At 46.2% G+C, this 16,906-nt stretch carries 13 protein-coding genes, 1 tRNA gene and 1 pseudogene; 3 read left to right on the top strand and 12 right to left on the bottom strand.

Going from position 1 to position 16,906, the window contains the following annotated elements; translation table 11 throughout:
* Positions 1-251 precede the first annotated feature (251 nt).
* Positions 252-324 (top strand) — tRNA-Arg (locus ACUVJL_RS26650).
* A 257-nt stretch (positions 325-581) separates the two neighbouring features.
* Here ACUVJL_RS26650 and ACUVJL_RS26645 read toward each other — a convergent pair.
* From ACUVJL_RS26645 to ACUVJL_RS26595, 11 genes and pseudogenes are all read right to left on the bottom strand, one after another.
* Positions 582-2,189 (bottom strand): diguanylate cyclase domain-containing protein, encoded by a 1,608-nt coding sequence (locus ACUVJL_RS26645; RefSeq protein ID WP_445248586.1) that lies wholly within the window; start codon positions 2,187-2,189, stop codon positions 582-584.
* 14 nt (positions 2,190-2,203) lie between these two features.
* On the bottom strand, positions 2,204-3,082 hold the full coding sequence (locus ACUVJL_RS26640) for an alpha/beta fold hydrolase (protein WP_445248585.1): 879 nt from the start codon (positions 3,080-3,082) through the stop codon (positions 2,204-2,206).
* 115 nt (positions 3,083-3,197) lie between these two features.
* Positions 3,198-3,656 carry an EAL domain-containing protein gene (locus tag ACUVJL_RS26635; protein ID WP_445248638.1) on the bottom strand — a complete coding sequence of 153 codons (459 nt, stop codon included), beginning with the start codon at positions 3,654-3,656 and terminating at the stop codon, positions 3,198-3,200.
* Positions 3,650-3,790: a hypothetical protein gene (locus tag ACUVJL_RS26630; RefSeq protein WP_445248637.1), complete on the bottom strand. Its 141-nt coding sequence runs from the start codon at positions 3,788-3,790 to the stop codon at positions 3,650-3,652. The genes ACUVJL_RS26635 and ACUVJL_RS26630 overlap by 7 nt, the downstream gene beginning before the upstream one ends.
* Positions 3,730-3,879 (bottom strand): hypothetical protein, encoded by a 150-nt coding sequence (locus ACUVJL_RS26625; protein ID WP_445248640.1) that lies wholly within the window; start codon positions 3,877-3,879, stop codon positions 3,730-3,732. The genes ACUVJL_RS26630 and ACUVJL_RS26625 overlap by 61 nt, the downstream gene beginning before the upstream one ends.
* A gap of 15 nt (positions 3,880-3,894) precedes the next feature.
* A pseudogene (locus ACUVJL_RS26620) lies at positions 3,895-4,074 on the bottom strand (diguanylate cyclase domain-containing protein); the annotation flags it as partial.
* 18 nt (positions 4,075-4,092) lie between these two features.
* Positions 4,093-4,293 carry a diguanylate cyclase domain-containing protein gene (locus ACUVJL_RS26615; protein ID WP_445248584.1) on the bottom strand — a complete coding sequence of 67 codons (201 nt, stop codon included), beginning with the start codon at positions 4,291-4,293 and terminating at the stop codon, positions 4,093-4,095.
* Complete coding sequence (locus ACUVJL_RS26610; protein WP_445248583.1) at positions 4,265-4,675, bottom strand: diguanylate cyclase domain-containing protein; 411 nt, start codon at positions 4,673-4,675, stop codon at positions 4,265-4,267. The genes ACUVJL_RS26615 and ACUVJL_RS26610 overlap by 29 nt, the downstream gene beginning before the upstream one ends.
* Before the next feature lie 440 nt (positions 4,676-5,115).
* The gene (kaiC, locus tag ACUVJL_RS26605) at positions 5,116-6,678 is read right to left on the bottom strand and encodes a circadian clock protein KaiC (RefSeq protein ID WP_445248582.1); all 1,563 of its coding nucleotides are present in this window, start codon (positions 6,676-6,678) and stop codon (positions 5,116-5,118) included.
* A 342-nt stretch (positions 6,679-7,020) separates the two neighbouring features.
* Positions 7,021-7,335, bottom strand: coding sequence for a circadian clock protein KaiB (kaiB, locus tag ACUVJL_RS26600; RefSeq protein ID WP_333134354.1), 315 nt, complete (start codon positions 7,333-7,335; stop codon positions 7,021-7,023).
* 189 nt (positions 7,336-7,524) lie between these two features.
* Entirely contained in the window at positions 7,525-8,460 is a 936-nt protein-coding gene (locus ACUVJL_RS26595; RefSeq protein ID WP_445248581.1) for a circadian clock protein KaiA, read from the bottom strand.
* 397 nt (positions 8,461-8,857) lie between these two features.
* Between ACUVJL_RS26595 and ACUVJL_RS26590 the strand changes: the two genes are divergently transcribed.
* Positions 8,858-12,079, top strand: coding sequence for an ATP-binding response regulator (locus ACUVJL_RS26590; protein WP_445248580.1), 3,222 nt, complete (start codon positions 8,858-8,860; stop codon positions 12,077-12,079).
* A 211-nt stretch (positions 12,080-12,290) separates the two neighbouring features.
* Complete coding sequence (locus ACUVJL_RS26585; protein ID WP_445248579.1) at positions 12,291-13,163, top strand: tetratricopeptide repeat protein; 873 nt, start codon at positions 12,291-12,293, stop codon at positions 13,161-13,163.
* A gap of 157 nt (positions 13,164-13,320) precedes the next feature.
* Here the strand turns inward: ACUVJL_RS26585 and ACUVJL_RS26580 are convergent.
* Positions 13,321-16,906, bottom strand: a 3,586-nt coding sequence (locus tag ACUVJL_RS26580; protein ID WP_445248578.1) for an NB-ARC domain-containing protein, incomplete at its 5' end; no start/stop codon positions are given.

Here is a 16,906-nt window from a genome sequence, read left to right as displayed (position 1 = left end):
GACGGTAGATGCTAAACTCCGATCGAATGTGAAGCTAATCTTTGCTATATTAAAGCCTATTATTTTACCTATTGTGGTATTATTTTGAGAATTTAGGTATAATTTGCAGTCTCTGGCTTCGAGAACTGCCTGATACACGATCGCGCGGGCGAGTTGAACCCGCATGGGTCAAGCGGTTTGGAGGCAGGTCAGGAAATTTGCGATCGGCACTCGCCATTTTCCGCAAGACGTGTTATACTCAAAAAAGTCGAGGGCACGTAGCTCAGTGGATAGAGCATCAGGTTCCGGTCCTGAGGGTCGGGGGTTCAAATCCCTCCGTGCTCATTTAAATTTATCAAAAAATTGGGTTTAAAACCCCCTCATAAAAGCACTGCTTTGTGTTATCATTGTGCTCCCCTTGGGATAGGGAACTGCCACAACTCGCTTATGGACAGGTCGAAAACCTAAGACTATTTCGGTAGCGGATTTTGATGAAGTGTCAAGAATCACCGCACGTTCGATCGGGCCCTGAGTGTTTCAACGAATGACTGACTTTGAGAGACCGGGGACAGGTTTTTGTCCTCGGTCTCAATTATTGTAATTTAAGCGTCAGTGTCAAAAATCGAATTGGCGCTGTAGTCGCAGATCCGGGACTGATTGCGCCCCTGTTGCTTGGCACGGTAGAGTCCACGATCTGCGATCGCAATCAAGTCAGCCGATGATAGTTGGGAAATCGGAATTAAGTTGGCGATACCCAGACTAATAGTAACTACATCGCTCACATCAGAGGTTTTGTGAGGAATATTTAAAGCTTGAATAGCAGCGTGAATCCGTTGGGCTACCAAACTCGCTCCTTCAAGATCAGTATTAGGCAAAATGATGGCAAATTCTTCCCCGCCGTAACGCGCCACCAAATCCGCCGGACGGTACACCACCTCTTGCACACTCTGAGCAAGTTTGAACAGACAATCATCCCCCATTTGATGACCGTAGCAATCATTATAACGTTTGAAATAATCCACATCAAACAACAAAAGAGAAATCGGTTTTTGTTCCCGGTATAGGCGCTGCCATTCATGCTCTAAGCGGTCATTAAAACAGCGACGATTAGCAATTTGAGTCAACCCATCAATATTGACCACTTGTTCTAAGAGGTGAGTAGCCCGGGCTAGTTCTTCGTTAGAGAGTGCAAGTTGTTCATTAATTACTCTCAGTCGCGCTTGGGCCTGCTGCCTTTCTACCAATTCCTTCTGCAACTTCTGAAAAATATCCGCTTGTTTAATGGCGATCGCTAACTGATTAGCGATCTGTTTAACAAGGTCAATTTCACATTCCTCCCATTGCCGAGGAGCCGAACATTGATGAATACATAACAACCCCCACAAATCTTGTCCATTAAGCAACGGCGCCACTAAATTAGCCAGAACCGGAAATTGTTTCCAAAGAGCGGGGTAACAGTGTTGAATGTCAATTTTATTGATATCTTCTACTACCTGCATTCTATTTTCTTGAGAAGACTCCGGGTATTTCTCACCACAATAATAGTCGTTAAATTGATTTATACTTACCAATTCACATCCTTCGCCTACGGATTCTGAAACAAACTCACCATATTCAAAATTACTGTCAGGATAGAACTTAAATATGCCGACGCGCTCGGTATCAAGAAACAGGCGAATCTCCCGGGAAGCCATCTCAAAAATTGTAGACAAATCAAGAGATTGACGGATGTGGTGAGTTATTTCTTGAAGTAATATCGCTTTGTCGTACTGTTGCCGCAGAGCGATTTCCGCTTGCTGTTGGGCGAGAATAGCTGCCTCTGCTGCTTTTTTTGCTTTAATAATTTCACCTTCGTACAGTATACGCTGGCGGATACAGATCAAGATGCAATCAGTGACGAAGTTTCCTCCCTTCTCCCGACGCACAGCGTTGATCAGCATGGGTATATCACTACCCTGCTTTGACCTTAATGATAAGTAAATTTCCTCTACTTTACCGTGGAGCTTCAACAGGGGAAAGAAATGGGTTTGAAAGAAAATCCGGCTGCCGATGGGCAGAATGGATTCCATCTTCTGTTCCCGCAGTTCCTCGGTTTCATGTCCGAGTAATTGCAGTAATGTGGCGTTGACCATTACGATCGTACCATCGTCAGCAAACGAGAGGAATCCACAGGGTGACGTGTTGAGTAGGTCGTCTATCTGGTAGGTCATGTTTGCTATACAATTTAGGTAGTATGAGGTGCACTCAAATACTTCTTAATCATCTCGATCGTCTCTTGTGGATGACTCATGTGCGGGCAATGTCCCGTAGCTTTCATCAGCCGTAGGGTACTTTTAGGCAGGTGGCGGTGGAGGTAATGCCCTACCTCGGTGGGAGCGATCACGTCATCAGCACATTGCAATATCAGTGAAGGTACTGACGCCTTGGGTAAATCACTGCGATTGTCCGAGTAAAAAGTCACCTCGGCAAAGCGATTTGCTATCACCGGATCGGTAGAACAAAAACTTGCCTCAAGCTCATCACTTAACTCCGGACGATCCTGATTCTGCATCACGATTGGCGCCATAAAGCTTGCCCAACCAATGTAATTTTTCTCCATGATATCTAGGAGAGCCTCAATATCTTTGCGCTCAAACCCTCCGTAATAATTTGGTAAATCATTGATGTAGCAGGGTGAAGGCCCTAGGAGAATCAGGCGATCCAAGTAATTAGGAGCTTGAATTGAGGACAGAATGCCGATCATACCGCTGACAGAATGGCCGACAAAAATTACATCAGTCAACGCCAATTCTTCACAGATATCGAGGACATCCTGAACATAGCCATTGAGGTCGCTGTACCGTTTAGAGCTGTAGGCACTAATATCTGACTTGCCAGAACCTACATAATCAAATAGCATGATTTTGTAGTTTTTCTCGAAGGCCGGTGTTACGAAACGCCACATATTTTGATCGCACCCAAATCCATGAGCAAACATCATGGTCTGGGTGCCTTGTCCAAACATTTTTATATTATTTTTTCGTAGAATTTTTTGGATCATTTGAGGGACACGAGGATTAAATTGATTATAAGACTTTTGGGCGCTTTTATAAGGATTGCTCATCCCAAAGACTGGTAGACAACAATTCAGGATGTCGGATTAATTGAGTGGCTACCTCAGCACTGACAGGCTTGCTAAACATCTAACCCTGCCCGATTTCACAGCCGATCCCTTGTAACTATTGCCATTGCGCTGGGGTTTCAATTCCTTGGGCAATTGTGCCCTGATTTAAGCCAGGTGCCATTGCAGCTAGGGCCTTGGCAATTGAGCGATCCCTCGGATCGCTGGCTAAATCGCGCACAAATGAGCGATCGATTTTGAGTGACTTCACCGTCCAAGTTTTCAGGTAGTTAAAAGCAGCATAGCCAGTCCCAAAATCCTCGACAGAAATCCCAATACCGCGCTCCGATAATTGGCTCAAAACATTGTAGGTAATGTCAAAATTAAGCATCATTGCCGTTTCGGTAATCTCTAGCCCTAGATATTTCGGTTTCCTCTCGGTGCGCTCAAGAATGCGATCGATCTTAGCGATTAAAGCTGGTTGGGGGAGTTGACGTGCCCACAGATTCACCGCTATATTAGGAAGAATTACTCCTCCTAGGCACTGCTGATATTGCCAACAAGCTTGCTCTAAAATCCATTCGCTCGGAGGGCAAAATCAATCCAGTTTATAAAGGCGATGGGAATAAATCGATCGGGAGGAATCCAACCTAGTTCAGGAGAATGCGATCGTAGGAGAACTTCAACACCAGCCAGGCTACCTGTTTGCAAATCGAGCTGAGGCTGATAATACAGCAAGCATTCGCCTTCCAAGCACAATTCAAGGGATTTTCGATCGCCTCGGTATTGGATTCGGGCAAAGGTATTGTTGCTGTTTAAAAACTATAGGTATTGCGCCACGAGTCCTTAACACGATATAGGGCAATATCTGCATTTTTGAGCAAGGTATCGACATTCATTCCAGCTTGTGGATATAGGGAGATGCCAACACTGGTGGTGATGGGTAAATAATGGTTTTTAAGAATAAAAGTGGGTTTGAGGGCTTCTTGGATAGTGGCGCATCTAACAGCGCATCACGCCCACTCAGCCTGGTGAACAGGATTGTAAATTCGTCCCCACCCCAGCGGGCCAAGCTCTTCAACAAGCCTTTGAGCAACTGCTTTGAGCAAGTCATCTCCCACACCATGCCCTAAAGTATGGTTAATCGTTTTAAACTGAGATGTTGCACCATTCTCAATAAGTTTTTTATGAACAGGCTTTCCGGCCTGTTCCACAAAGAGTGAATTTTCTTGTGAAGCCGGAAAGCCTGTTCTTGAGAATGGTGCAAGATGTGAGTTTAAACCGATCTAAATCCAGGAATAAAAGTGCCCAAAAACTGCCTAATTGCTGATTTAGAGCGATTTCTAGAGAGATATTTGTGTTAAATAATAGGCGATTGCCAAGGCCGGTGAGGGGGTGGTGAAGTGCTGGATAGTCGATAAAACACTGTGTTTTAGCATCCCACAAAATGAAATTACCCATAACTATAATCGTCAAAAGGTACAGCAATGCAATGCCGATTTCCTGGGTGTAGAGATTGTGACGCACTCCTGCCTGTACAATGCCACATAAGACGATCGGCAGACCAACGATGGTGGGAAATAAGCGGCAAATCATCACACCACCGGCCAACTCGCTGCTACATATCACCCTCCCAGTTGAGTTCTCATATTTTTGTAGAGGCAATCCCCCGTTCCCTAAATCTAGGGGTAGTAGGGATAGGCAGGGCCCGGCACTAAGCTGCTAGGCCAGAAAGATTTTCTGTTATGCTTGAGGGTGGGATGGGGAGAAGGTTTTATGATTTTTGATACGTCATTGAAATATACAATTTAGATGGGCAACAGTTTACCCCAAGATTTTTACCACAACCTATTTAGTCGGATTGCTATAGCAGAAGGCACTGATGCAGAAGGCAATAAAAGCTCATATTTCAGCAATTAAGAATCTCCCCATTAGGGTCGCGGTTGCTATAAATATTCACAAACTCCTCAAATTAAAAAAGTTGGGTTTCCTAGCTCAACCCAACCTACTTTATAATGAAGAATCACTGCTAACTCTCAAATCTCCTCATCGTCTTGACCTTGCACGCCCTGGAGAATCCGCGATAGCTCACTCTTCTCATTAATCGTAATGCGAGTAGGAGAACCGCTGATAATCCGTTCGTAACCGCGAAACGAATCTTTAATTTGCGGCCCTCTTTCAGTAATCGTGTATTCCCGAATTCCTTTATCGTGCCACGAACCGCGCATCTTAAACACATTAATTGCCCGCGACATTTCTCCTCGAATCTCTACATACTGCAGCATGATAATCGTGTCAGTAATCGTAGAAATATGGGAGTCTGTAATCGAATGAGAACCCATAAACTGGTCGCTTGTATTCGTGAAAAAGCCGGTTATTTCTTCCTGCTTCGCAAAACCTGTCACTCCGATCACAAATTGCCTGAAAGCATTATTGCTGACACCCCTAGCTAAGGCAGACAGCGAGTCTATAGCAATTCGAGAAGGTTTGAACTCAGCAATTTCTGATTTAATAGTCTGCAAGTGGTCTTCCAAACCTGCAGATTCCGGGTAAGTACACAGCAGCTTCAGCAGTCCTTTCTCTTCCATTTCCTCAAAATCAATGCCCCAAGAATAAGCATTGCGGAACAACTGAGCTCGCGACTCTTCATAGGCAAACAGCAGCGCCCGATTGCCGTTCATACAAGCATTCTGCAAGAACTTGCTCACCAAGAGCGTTTTGCCGGTTCCCGTTGCACCCGTAGCCAAAATAATTGAGTCTTTGAAGAAACCGCCACCGCACATTTCGTCGAGAGTTTTATCGCCGGAAGAAACCCGCACGTTAGAAGACTTTTGAGTTAATCGCATCGCCCCCAATGGGAAAATATTAATTCCGTCATTAGTCATTGTAAAAGGATATTCGCCCTTCATGTGAGTTGTACCCCGCAACTTCAAAATTTCCATTGTGCGGCGGCGGCGTTCTCCTTCCAAAACGTTGCGAACAATCACTACATTATCCGACACAAACTCTTCCACTCCAAACCGTGCCACCGGGCCGTATTCTTCCACCCGTTCCGTAGTCATAACTGTAGTTGCTCCTACTTGTTTGAGGCGCGCAACTAAACGAAAAATTTCTCGTCGCACCACCGATGCAGCGTCGTACTGCTGAAATACGGCTGTTACCGAATCTATAGAAACCCGCTTGGCTTTGTACTTGCGAATGGCGTACTGAATTCGCTCAATTAAGGCTGATAAATCAAAATTTCCTACGATATCTTGACCTTCCGGATCGGGGGAAGCGTCCAAAATAAATAGCTTGCCTTCCTCGATTAACTGTGCCAGATCCCAACCGAAACTGCAAGCATTTTTAATAATATCTGTGGGAGATTCTTCAAAAGTAACGAACACTCCAGCTTCGTCAAAATGGGTAATTCCGTTATAGAGAAATTGTACGGCAAATAAAGTTTTTCCCGTTCCTGATGTGCCGCTGACTAGGGTGGTTCTGCCCAGCGGCATTCCGCCGTGACTGATGTCATCGAAACCCTCAATCATGGTGCGGATTTTTTCAACTCCTGCCGTTACCAATCCTTCTCGTTGAACCGTTTGACTAATTTCATTCATGTCGATTTTTGTCAACTCTCAGTATTATTTAGTTGTCAATCATTAACCGCGGATCAGGAGTATTTGTACCCAGCTTTTAGTTTTAACTCTTGCTCAATAACTAATGACTTCTGACTGCTGACTAATGACCCCGCCCAAAACAGATACAAGCCCCCGACTCCTGTCGTGGAGAGATCAAAATTTTAGACTCTTGTTCAAGCTCCCAGATTGCATCTGTGGAGTAAATCTAAAATCTCAAATCGTTCGACGGCGAGCGCGACTCGACGGCTCGACGCTCGCGCTCGCCGAACGTCTCACGCCCCCGTCTCAAATCTAAAATCGACTGACTCTCACATGATTATCTTATGAATTCAGGTTTTCTTCCCGAAGTTCTTCATAGAGCAAATCTAATCCTATCAGAACTTTCTCGCGATCGGACAAATCGCCAATAATTTTTCGCACTGGCGGCGGCAGGATTTTCGACAGTGTTGGGGTTGCCAATATTTTGTCCTCTTCTGCTAGCTGAGGATTTTTGAGAACGTCTATGACTTTCAGCGCGTAGACTCCTTGGAATTCTTGTTCTAAAATGTCCTTGAGGGTTTTCAATGCTCGCACGGAGTTGGGAGTATTCCCCGCAACGTACAGCTTCAGAACGTAGGTTTTCTTCAGAGAACTCATAAACTTTTTTAAATGTTGAGTATTAGTTGTCAGATGTTAGTTATAGTTGTTATTTGTCTTGAATCCGCTGTTCTTTGTTATTTTATAATAATTTCCGCCTGGCGATCGCGCGCCCGTTTGTCTTCTCCTTTCTGCTTTGTTAAATTCTCTCTTCTACCTTCTTCTTGCTTAAATTCGGCCGCATCCCTTCTACCTTTTACCTTGAGATGCCTCTTTCGGAATCGATCGCCTGTACATCTCGCACATATGAGCGATCGCGTCAATCAGAGTCAAGCGGTAATCGAGCAATATTTCCTCGTTGCGCCCTTCTAATTTTAGCTGTTTAGCAAACTCGTCGATCAATTCCATGTGAATTTCTACAATTTGAGTGACGGGAATGTCAGCAAAAAAAGCCAAATTCACAAATTCATCTATTTGATTGTTGACCGCAGTATCTTGAGAAAAATAATTTAAAAGGATGTCGCGATAACTTGACTTGAGTTGCTCCAAAAACTTTTGCTTCTCGGGTGCAGAGAGATTTCGCAAAAAAATCTGTGAATTTCTTTTATAATAGATACCTAAGTATCCTAATCGCTCGCGTAATTTTTCCGCCAGCCTCCGCTGCTGTCGGCTTAGCAAACTTTGAGCCGTTAATTGGACCGTCGCATCGACCGTTGCGGATTGGTAATTGACAGGAACCGGAGTTGAAAGTTTCAGAAATTGGGCGATCGCCCGATCGATACTTAAAGCTATTTCGCTCGATCGAGCGATTGCCAGTTGCACCTCAGCAGGGTGATAAAAAAAAGTACAGCTTTCCTCTTGACTCTTGTTGGCGGTACTGGCTGCCGCCTCAAAACCATCTGAATATGGTGCTTCGGGCTTTTCTGCCACCCCGGGCTGGGGCGAAAAAATCACCGCAGGCAAAAAGATTGATCGTTCTTGCAGCTTGCCCAGAAGCGATCGCAGATCCCGATCCACCTCAAAAACCAAACAATCAAGGTGATAATTGTTTTTAAGGAACCCCAAAAACTCCACTGCCGACTTAATGTGCGTTAAAGCATAGCGTTCGCCCCTCAAAAGCTCGATCGCAGAGGCTGCGATTTCCTCAGAGCGGATAAAAATACCGATAGACAGTTGGGGAAGCAAAGCTGTAGGTACACCACCTAAGTTGCCCGAAAGTGCTGGATCGCTCAGAGTTGATATCTCCTTTACAAAAAACTTAACATTTTAACAATCATCTCAACATTTATTTTAACCAATCTTAACCGCAAAATAAGCGATCTGCTTGCAGCACAGGAATAATGAAAGTGTACTCCTTTGTTTTTGTGTCAAGCACCCTGAGCTAGATTTCTGCAATTAAGCTTAAGCCTTAAAATAATTGCTAGTCGCCTCAAATCAGGTGCTGGCATCGAACTCCTAGGTCTCGGTGCAGATCCCGGGCATGATAGCGAACTGATATAAAACAAAATAAGATACAGAAAGCCGCAGCTACCTTGAATATCAAAAATATTACTGCTATAGATAGCAGACTCTCAGGTTTGTTATGCCAACCACCAGCCCCAGTCTCAAAAATTTTATCGAGCCAGTGCCGCTGTGCCTCCAAACGGCGGCGCTAGAATCGCTGCGGTCAATTTTCAGCTCCAGCAACTGCGATCGAGTCGCAGTAGTCAACGAACAGCAACAGCCGCTAGGATTAGTTTACCTCCGCAGCCTTTGGGCACTTGTGGCCGATTGCACAAACGACGGGCAGCAACCTTTGTCAGAAAGCGCCCTCGCGATCGAACCACTCAGGGCATTACCCGCGGCTCTGAGCGTCAGCGAATTCTGGCAATACCTGCAAACAGAGGAACTGAACACCCCAGCCCGGCAAAACCGCCAAACCGCCGGCGGCTCCTCTAATAGCCCGATCGCCCTCACAGATGCCAGCGGTAAATTTTTAGGAATGCTAGACAGCCTGAGCTTGCTGCAATTCGCTGCACTTAACAGCAGCCTGAATGCCAAGCCAACAGCCGTCAAAGAAATCGAATTAATGCCCGTTGCCTCCGCCATCGCCACCGCCCTAGACGCTCAAGTGCGCTTTCTAGAAGCAGGATTGAAACCCTCAGAAAACCTGAACTCCCTAGTCCAACTCCTAGAAAAACTGCCCCTGCCCCTGAGATTGCAAACCCCCACCGCACAAATAGTCAGCCAAAACGCAGCGTGGCGGATTTTCCTGGGAGCAGGCCCGGAACCAGTTCCCGAACCAGCAGCAAATTTGCGCAAACACTCGCCCCACAAACCCAGCCATTTAACAACCGAATACAAGAGCGTGCAGCTAGAAGCCTTCACCCAAGAGTGCATGAGCCTAGTAGGAGCAAGTAGCTCGGGCGATCGCGATTCAACCGCAGCCACCAGTTGCCCGCTCCCCCTGTACGCGGCCGCCTCCCCCTCAACATTAACCGCTCCAGCTTGGTGTCCGATGGCCGGCAAACCAGACACCTACATTTGCGATTGCCCCGTACAAAAAGGTCAAGAACGGATCTGGCAATTTGTCAAACAGCCGCTCTCAGACCAGCTAATTTTAGTAATGGGACAAGATGTCACCGAAGAACATTTAGTCGCCAAAGAACTAGCAGCGAAAAACGCAGATTTAATCCACCTCAACCGACTCAAAGACGAATTTTTATCCTGCATCAGCCACGAACTAAAAACCCCGCTCACCGCCGTCCTCGGTTTGTCCAGCCTCCTCAAAGATAAATTGATCGGAGAACTCAACGACCGCCAAACACGCTACGCCAAACTAATCCATAAAAGTGGGCGGCATTTAATGACAATAGTTAACGACATTTTAGACTTGACCCGGATGGAAACCGGGCAGCTAGAACTAATTCCCGAACCGGTCGAAATAGCAGCTACCTGCAAAACAGCCTTTGAACAAGCAAAACAACTGCAACAGCAAGAAGAAAAATCCCCTCCAGGGCAGAGCAAAACGGATGGCGCAGCAAACGCAGAAACCTCCGCCCAAATCGAATTTACACTCGAAATAGAACCAGGGCTGAGCTACTTAATTGCCGACGGACTGCGACTGCGGCAAATGCTCGTTAATCTCCTTTCTAACGCCCTAAAATTCACCGAAGCGGGCGGCAAAATCGGATTGAAAGTAAATGTTTGGGAAGGCTGGATCGCATTCACAGTTTGGGACACCGGCATCGGCATCCCCGCCGACAAACAGCACTTGATCTTTGAGAAATTCCAACAGCTAGAAAGCCCCCTCACCAGGCGCTTTCAAGGAACCGGGCTGGGACTGGTACTGACTCAACGCCTAGCTAGGCTCCACGGCGGAGACGTTTCGTTTATTTCCTCAGAAAACCAAGGCTCTCAATTTACCCTGCTACTGCCGCCAAATCCTCCGGGAAACAGCAGCGAAGAATTCCCAGCACCGACCTCCGCCGAGTCAGAATTATTAAAACCCCCATATCAGACTCCGATCGGCAATTCTCGCTCTCGTTTAGTATTAATAGTCGAAGCAGTTCCCAAATATATCGAAGATTTAACCAACGTCCTCTCGGGCTTGGGCTACCAAGTAATAGTCGCCCGTTCCGGCACCGAAGCGCTGGAAAAAGCCCGCAGGTTTAGTCCCGAAGCGATTTTCCTCAACCCGCTGCTGCCGCTGCTGTCCGGTTGGGACGTGCTGACGCTGCTCAAGAGCGATCCAGATACCCGATCGATTCCGGCGATCGTCACGGCCACCAGAGGGGAAAAAGAACGGGCCAGTGTCAACCGAGCCGAAGGCTTTTTGAGCTTGCCGGTAGAAGCACCAGCTTTGCGGCGGCTGCTGGCAGACTTGATCGGTCACAGTAATGCCAGTACCGCCAAAGTAAGGAGTTATTTAACTGTGTTGTGGCTCAGCCCGCAAAACAGTTCCTCTCAAGGTTCCGCTTTACTGCTCAACCCCAACTACTGCCGGGTTTTAGAAGCAGACGACCTCGGCCAAGCAGAACTCGTGGCCCGAATTTGGCGGCCCGACGTGATCGTCTTGGACGGTACAAGTCAACTGGAAAACCCCTTAGCTTTTATCGAACAGTTAAGTCGGTCTCGAAATTTGGGCTCTCTCCCCTTGGTGACTTTAGACCCCATAACTACGCAACTGGCAAATCAAGTCAAAAAATTGTCGGTATTTCCCTGTTTGGCTACTCTGGGTCCCGAGGACAGTGAAACTTCAGGTATTGGGTTGGTGGCAAGTGCATTGTGGCAAGTGATTCAAGTCGCTGCTGGCATGAGTTGGAAGCCCAGCATTTTATTTGCTGACATTTCAACTTTACCCGATTTGCACCGCACTGCTGGGGGGAACCCGACGGAAGAATTGGAAAATCGCGATCGACCGACAAATGCCCAGATTCCCCTACCCAATTCCCAGTTTTCTACTCCCAACTTTCAAGCTTTGATTCAGTACATCCAAACCGCAGGATTTCGAGGGTCGATCGCTCCCTGCTGGAAAGAAGTTTTGCAGCAGTTGCAATATCAAAGCGTTGACTTAGTTTTGCTGTGCTTGCCAGATGCCCCCTCTGAATCCCCCGCTATGTTGCAGGCGCTATCGAACCTCCGGCAAATGGCAGTTAAACGGCCAATTTTAGTCTGGGATTATCGGTCTGCTGTAAATTCGGAATCCGAGGCGATCGACTTTCTGCTGCAAGAAGTATCTGCCAAAATTTTGCCTTCTTCCTTGTCGGCCGCACAATTATTAGACAAAATTCAACAGACTTTATTAAGTCACTCAAGTTCCTGAAAATGAAGAATTTACCCGGTTTGTAGTGAGGACTTCAGTCCTCTCTAAAGCGGTGAAGAAAAACTCTTATTCCTTCCTTCCAAACAGAAGTTTGGAACTATTTAACAGAAAACCGCGAAGCGTTGCGAGTCAGGAAGCAATATCAAAACTCAAAAATATGGGTTATTATAGGCTATCGAGAAACCCTTATATTTTTTTCTGGGGCTGTACAGTGCCTAATCGCATTCCTTTAATATCTTTGGTGCTCGCACTCGGTTTTTGGACAATGCCCGAGCCTGCTGTCGCACAGGCACTCCTGCCTTACACCCTGCAAATCGACTCTGCCCAACTCGAACAAACAGCCGTCAGCCTTGCAGAAGAAGCGGTCCAGCTAGCCAGACTCCAGCAGTACGAACTGGCCGTCCCCAGAGCCGAACTTGCTACACAATTAGCCCCTAAGAATGCTCAAACTTGGACTTTGTTAGGCAGTTTGTACCTTCAAGTCGAGCAGTTTGACAAGGGCATTGAAGCTTTGGGGCAAGCTCAATCTCTATCGCCAGAAAATGCCTCTATTAAATTTGTCTTGGGAGAAGCTCACTTTCGGAAAGCGAACTACCAGAAAGCAGCGGAATATTTGCAAGCAGGGTTGAAATTACAACCAGACACTCCGGGCGCTTTATTTGATTTGGGTAACAGTTTTTACAAGCTCAAGCGGTTTGATCAGGCGATCGCCCAGTACGAAAAAGCCTTTGCTTTAGAAAAAAACCTCTGGCCCGCTATCAACAATATCGGATTGGTCAAATACGAAATGGGAGATGTCGATGGCGCTATCAAACGCTGGGAACAGGCGATCGCCCTCGACGACAAAGCAGCAGAATCAATGCTAGCTCTAGCAGTAGCACTCTACGGCAAAGGCGACCAAGCAAAAGGCTTAGCGATGGGAGAAGCAGCTCTGAAACTCGACAAACGCTATGCTACCGTAGAATATCTCAAAGAAAACCTCTGGGGCGATCGTTTGATCGCAGATACCCAAAAGTTGCTAGCCACTCCTGAAATGAAAGCAGCACTGGATAAAATTCAAGACGCCCCACCCCCTCCAATGTAGTCGCCCGATCCCAAATCCGGGTTTAATATCATGACTACCCCTCCGTCATTGCCAGGAAGGAAGCAATCGCAGAGACTAAGCGATTGCTTCGTTCCCCGCAATGACAAATAATACAAAAAAAAAGGGGTAGTAAACCCGGATTTGGTATTAGTCGCGATCAATTTACTTCAACTGCCCCCAGTGTTTTGAGCGTCGCAACAGTCGCCTCAGTTAAACCTTTAACACCTGTAATATTCATTCCTTCATAAGGTTTGGGAACAGGCAAGGTTTTGATACACTTATCCGTTACGGCATCCCAAAGCTTAATCGTCTCATCTTGGCTGGCACTGGCTAGAATTTGACCATCTGGACTAAAAGCAACCGACCACACCCAATTGTCGTGTCCCCGCAGAACTTGCAAGCACTCATTCGTGCTAACATCCCACACTCGTACAGTTTGGTCATGACCGCCACTCGCCAAGTGTGTACTATCAGGACTGAACATTACAGATGACACAATACCGTCATGTCCCTTTAGGGTTATCAGACATTCTCCTGTATTGATATCCCAAAATTTGATGGTACTGTCACTACTGCTGCTTGCCAGGATATTACCATCAGGACTAAAGGCAACAGACCAAACCCAACCCCTATGTCCGGTAAAAGTTTTCCAAACTTCCCCTGTACTGATATCCCATAACTTCACCGTATTATCAGCACTGGCAGAAGCGAAGATATGACCTGAAAAACTAAACGCAACTGCCAACACCCAGCCCTCAGGTTCGGCACAAGTATAAAGACAGTGTCCTGTCGTGATATCCCATAGTTTTATAATCTGGTCGCCACTGAAACTAGCCAACGTCTTACCGTCCGGACTGATGGCGACTCCCCAAACCCAAGTTGAATGACCCTGTAAAGTTTCTAGGCACTGTCCAGTCGTAGCATCCCATAACCTGACAGTAGTGTCATAGAATCCACTTGCCAGCAGGTGTCCATCGGGACTGAAAGCAATGGATTTCAACCGATTAGTCTGTCCATCCTGTAAGCTTTTAAGACATTTTCCTGTTTTAGGATTCCATAACCTGACGGCGCGATCGCTACTGGCTAAGGTTTGACCGTCGGGTGAAAAAACTACCGATGTGACTGGATTGCTTTGCCCGTAAAGTGTTTTCAGACATTGACCTGTTTTAACATCCCACAGTTTTAGGGTGCGGTCTTCACCAGTGCTAGCTAAAGTTTTGCCATCAGGATTAAACGCGACGGCTGAAACCGGACTGGTGTGTGCTTGCAGTGTTTTTAGGCACTGACCGGATGCAACCTCCCACAATCTCACGGTGCGGTCTTCGCTACAACTTGCTAAAATCTGACCGTCAGGACTAAAGGCAACAGACACCACTATTTGTGAATGTCCAGAGCAAATCCTCAAGACTTCACCCGTGTTAATATCCCAGAGGTCGATCGCAGAATCATCACCGCCACTGGCTATCGTTTTACCATCCGGACTGAAAGCAACCGATCGAATTTGACTGCTGTCACTCTCAAACATTTTCAGGCATTCTCCCGTCTCTACATCCCACAGTTTGAGCGTTCCGTCATCACCGCCACTAGCTAAAATCTTACCTTGAGGACTGAAAGCAAGCGAGCGCGCCTGACTTTGGTGTGCTGGCAATGTTAGCAAGCATCGTCCATTACTCCAATCCCAAAAACGCACAGTTCCATCACCGATGCTACTAGCAAGCATCTTGCCATCAGGACTGAAAGCAACTCCCAGCACAGTGCTAGTATTTCCCTGCAATATTTGACGGATAGACCAACTGCTAACATCCCAGCAACGAATCGTCCCGTTACTACCGCCAGTAGCAAGAGTTTTCCCATCCGGACTAAAAGCAGCGGATAACACGATGCTGCCGTATTCTTTGCTAGTTCTCAGCAGCCTAGCCTCTGGCATTTGCCACAAGTGAATCTCACCATTCGTATCGCCCAAAGCTAAAAGTTTTCCATCCGGGCTAAAAGCGACTGACAAACCACTTCCCAAAACTTCGGCGAAAACGGAATTAGCTAAATTAGCCCCAGCAAAGTTTACCTGATGCAAATTCGTATCGGGTAAATAAGCTTGCCAAACCGTCAAATTAGAAAAATCCCAACCGCTTAAATCGGCCTGCATCTGACGTAACAGATTTATAATATTACCCGCAGCATAGCCAGTTTCTAGTGTTGGTTTACCGCGCAGCGATGCCAGAATTGGTTTGAGTTGGTTTTCGAGAAGTTGCTGGCATTCAAAACTAAAAAGCAGTCGATCGGCAATTGGTTTAAGGATAAGACGAGCTTGGGTATCTCTAAGGTATTCTTTAGCTGTAGCTTTGAGAAGAGCATAACTTCTGAGAAGGTCAATTTCGCTGCTGGTTATCTCAGTGCAGACTTTTTCGATTAATCGTTCCGTCATGTATTCCATGACGACGGGTTGTTGAGTGTAGCCGTCTGAGGTTTTTTCGATGAGAGAACGTCTAACGAGAGAACCTAAAACCTCTAGTAATTCTTTGACAGTTAATTTTGAAACTAAATCTTGTTGTAATTCTATCAGCGAGACTAGCTCCCGCTCGATCGCCAGCCAGTACATCACCTTTTTTTCTACATCTGATAAACGATTGAATTGTCGGTCTAATAGGTTCCGAATATCATCAAATACTAAAGTTCCTTGATTTAAAAGCTCTAAAAATCTGGTCAGGCTACTTTCAAAAAAATCATGAATGGCTGGAGCAACCATTTTTAAGGCTAACGGATTTCCAGCATAGTGGGATCTCAAAATATCCCATTCGCAGTCTGAGCCTTGAAAAACAGCAATACCTTGGACAATTTCCTGTGCTTCTGGGGTTGTTAAACCTGTTAGTTGTAATGAACGAACTGGCAAATTTTTACCTTCTTTAGCGGCTAAACCGCTCGGTTTTTCTCGACTGGTTAGTAGCAGGGTACTTTTATGGTTTATTTCGGCTACGCATCGCAGAAGTTGACCGTAGCCTTCATATCCCTGTCGATAACAACCCGTGCGTTCTTCTTCCTGTAGAATTGACTCGAAGTTATCTAATATTAAAAGACACCGATGCTGTCGCAGATAGTGCATCAGGCGCGAGATTCCAGCACCCACAGTTTCCGGTAAATTTGTTTCCTGTTGGTTCGAGAGAAATTGAATCAATTCTACCAATAAGTCGAGTAGCGATGGAGCATTGTAGAGACTGTGCCAAATAATATAATCAAATTGTTCTTGGATGCGTTCTGCTACTTTGATAGAGAGAGAGGTTTTACCAATGCCACCCATCCCCAACAGCGTCACTAGGCGGCAGCGATCGACAATTAGCCACTGTTCTAATAAAGCTAATTCCTGTGCACGTCCGTAGAAAATAGAAACATCAATTGCTTCTCCCCAATTAATAGTTTTGTTGAGTTTGGTTACATCTGTTGCAACTCGATCGGCGATCGCACCACTCCGATCGATTTGTTGGTTGATATTGTGACTAATTCGGCTATTTGGTAGTGGGACGGTTACTTGTGCCTGTTGCGCTTTCCGTCGCATAACAGACTGAACATTACTCTTGGTGACTTTTTCTCCGAATAGCCGACTGAGAACGTGCCATAACTGAAAGCCAACAAACTTAATGTATTCGGCATCATAACCCGCGCTTTTGGCAATCTCTGGATAAGAGTGTCCTTCCCAAGCCTGCCGCAATACCAGTATGTGAATATCGTTGAGATGCTCTTGTTTGAGAACT

It is taken from the genome of Microcoleus sp. OTE_8_concoct_300, assembly GCF_031383065.1.
Lineage (GTDB): Bacteria > Cyanobacteriota > Cyanobacteriia > Cyanobacteriales > Microcoleaceae > Microcoleus.
This window is presented reverse-complemented; position numbering and strand designations above follow the sequence as displayed.

Bases quoted from the DNA above. Each gene is read 5' to 3' on its own strand.
- ACUVJL_RS26645 (WP_445248586.1), bottom strand. From the start codon at position 2,189: ATGACCTACCAGATAGACGACCTACTCAACACGTCACCCTGTGGATTC.
- ACUVJL_RS26640 (WP_445248585.1), bottom strand. From the start codon at position 3,082: ATGAGCAATCCTTATAAAAGCGCCCAAAAGTCTTATAATCAATTTAAT.
- ACUVJL_RS26610 (WP_445248583.1), bottom strand. From the start codon at position 4,675: ATGATTTGCCGCTTATTTCCCACCATCGTTGGTCTGCCGATCGTCTTA.
- kaiC (WP_445248582.1), bottom strand. From the start codon at position 6,678: ATGAATGAAATTAGTCAAACGGTTCAACGAGAAGGATTGGTAACGGCA.
- kaiB (WP_333134354.1), bottom strand. From the start codon at position 7,335: ATGAGTTCTCTGAAGAAAACCTACGTTCTGAAGCTGTACGTTGCGGGG.
- ACUVJL_RS26590 (WP_445248580.1), top strand. From the start codon at position 8,858: ATGCCAACCACCAGCCCCAGTCTCAAAAATTTTATCGAGCCAGTGCCG.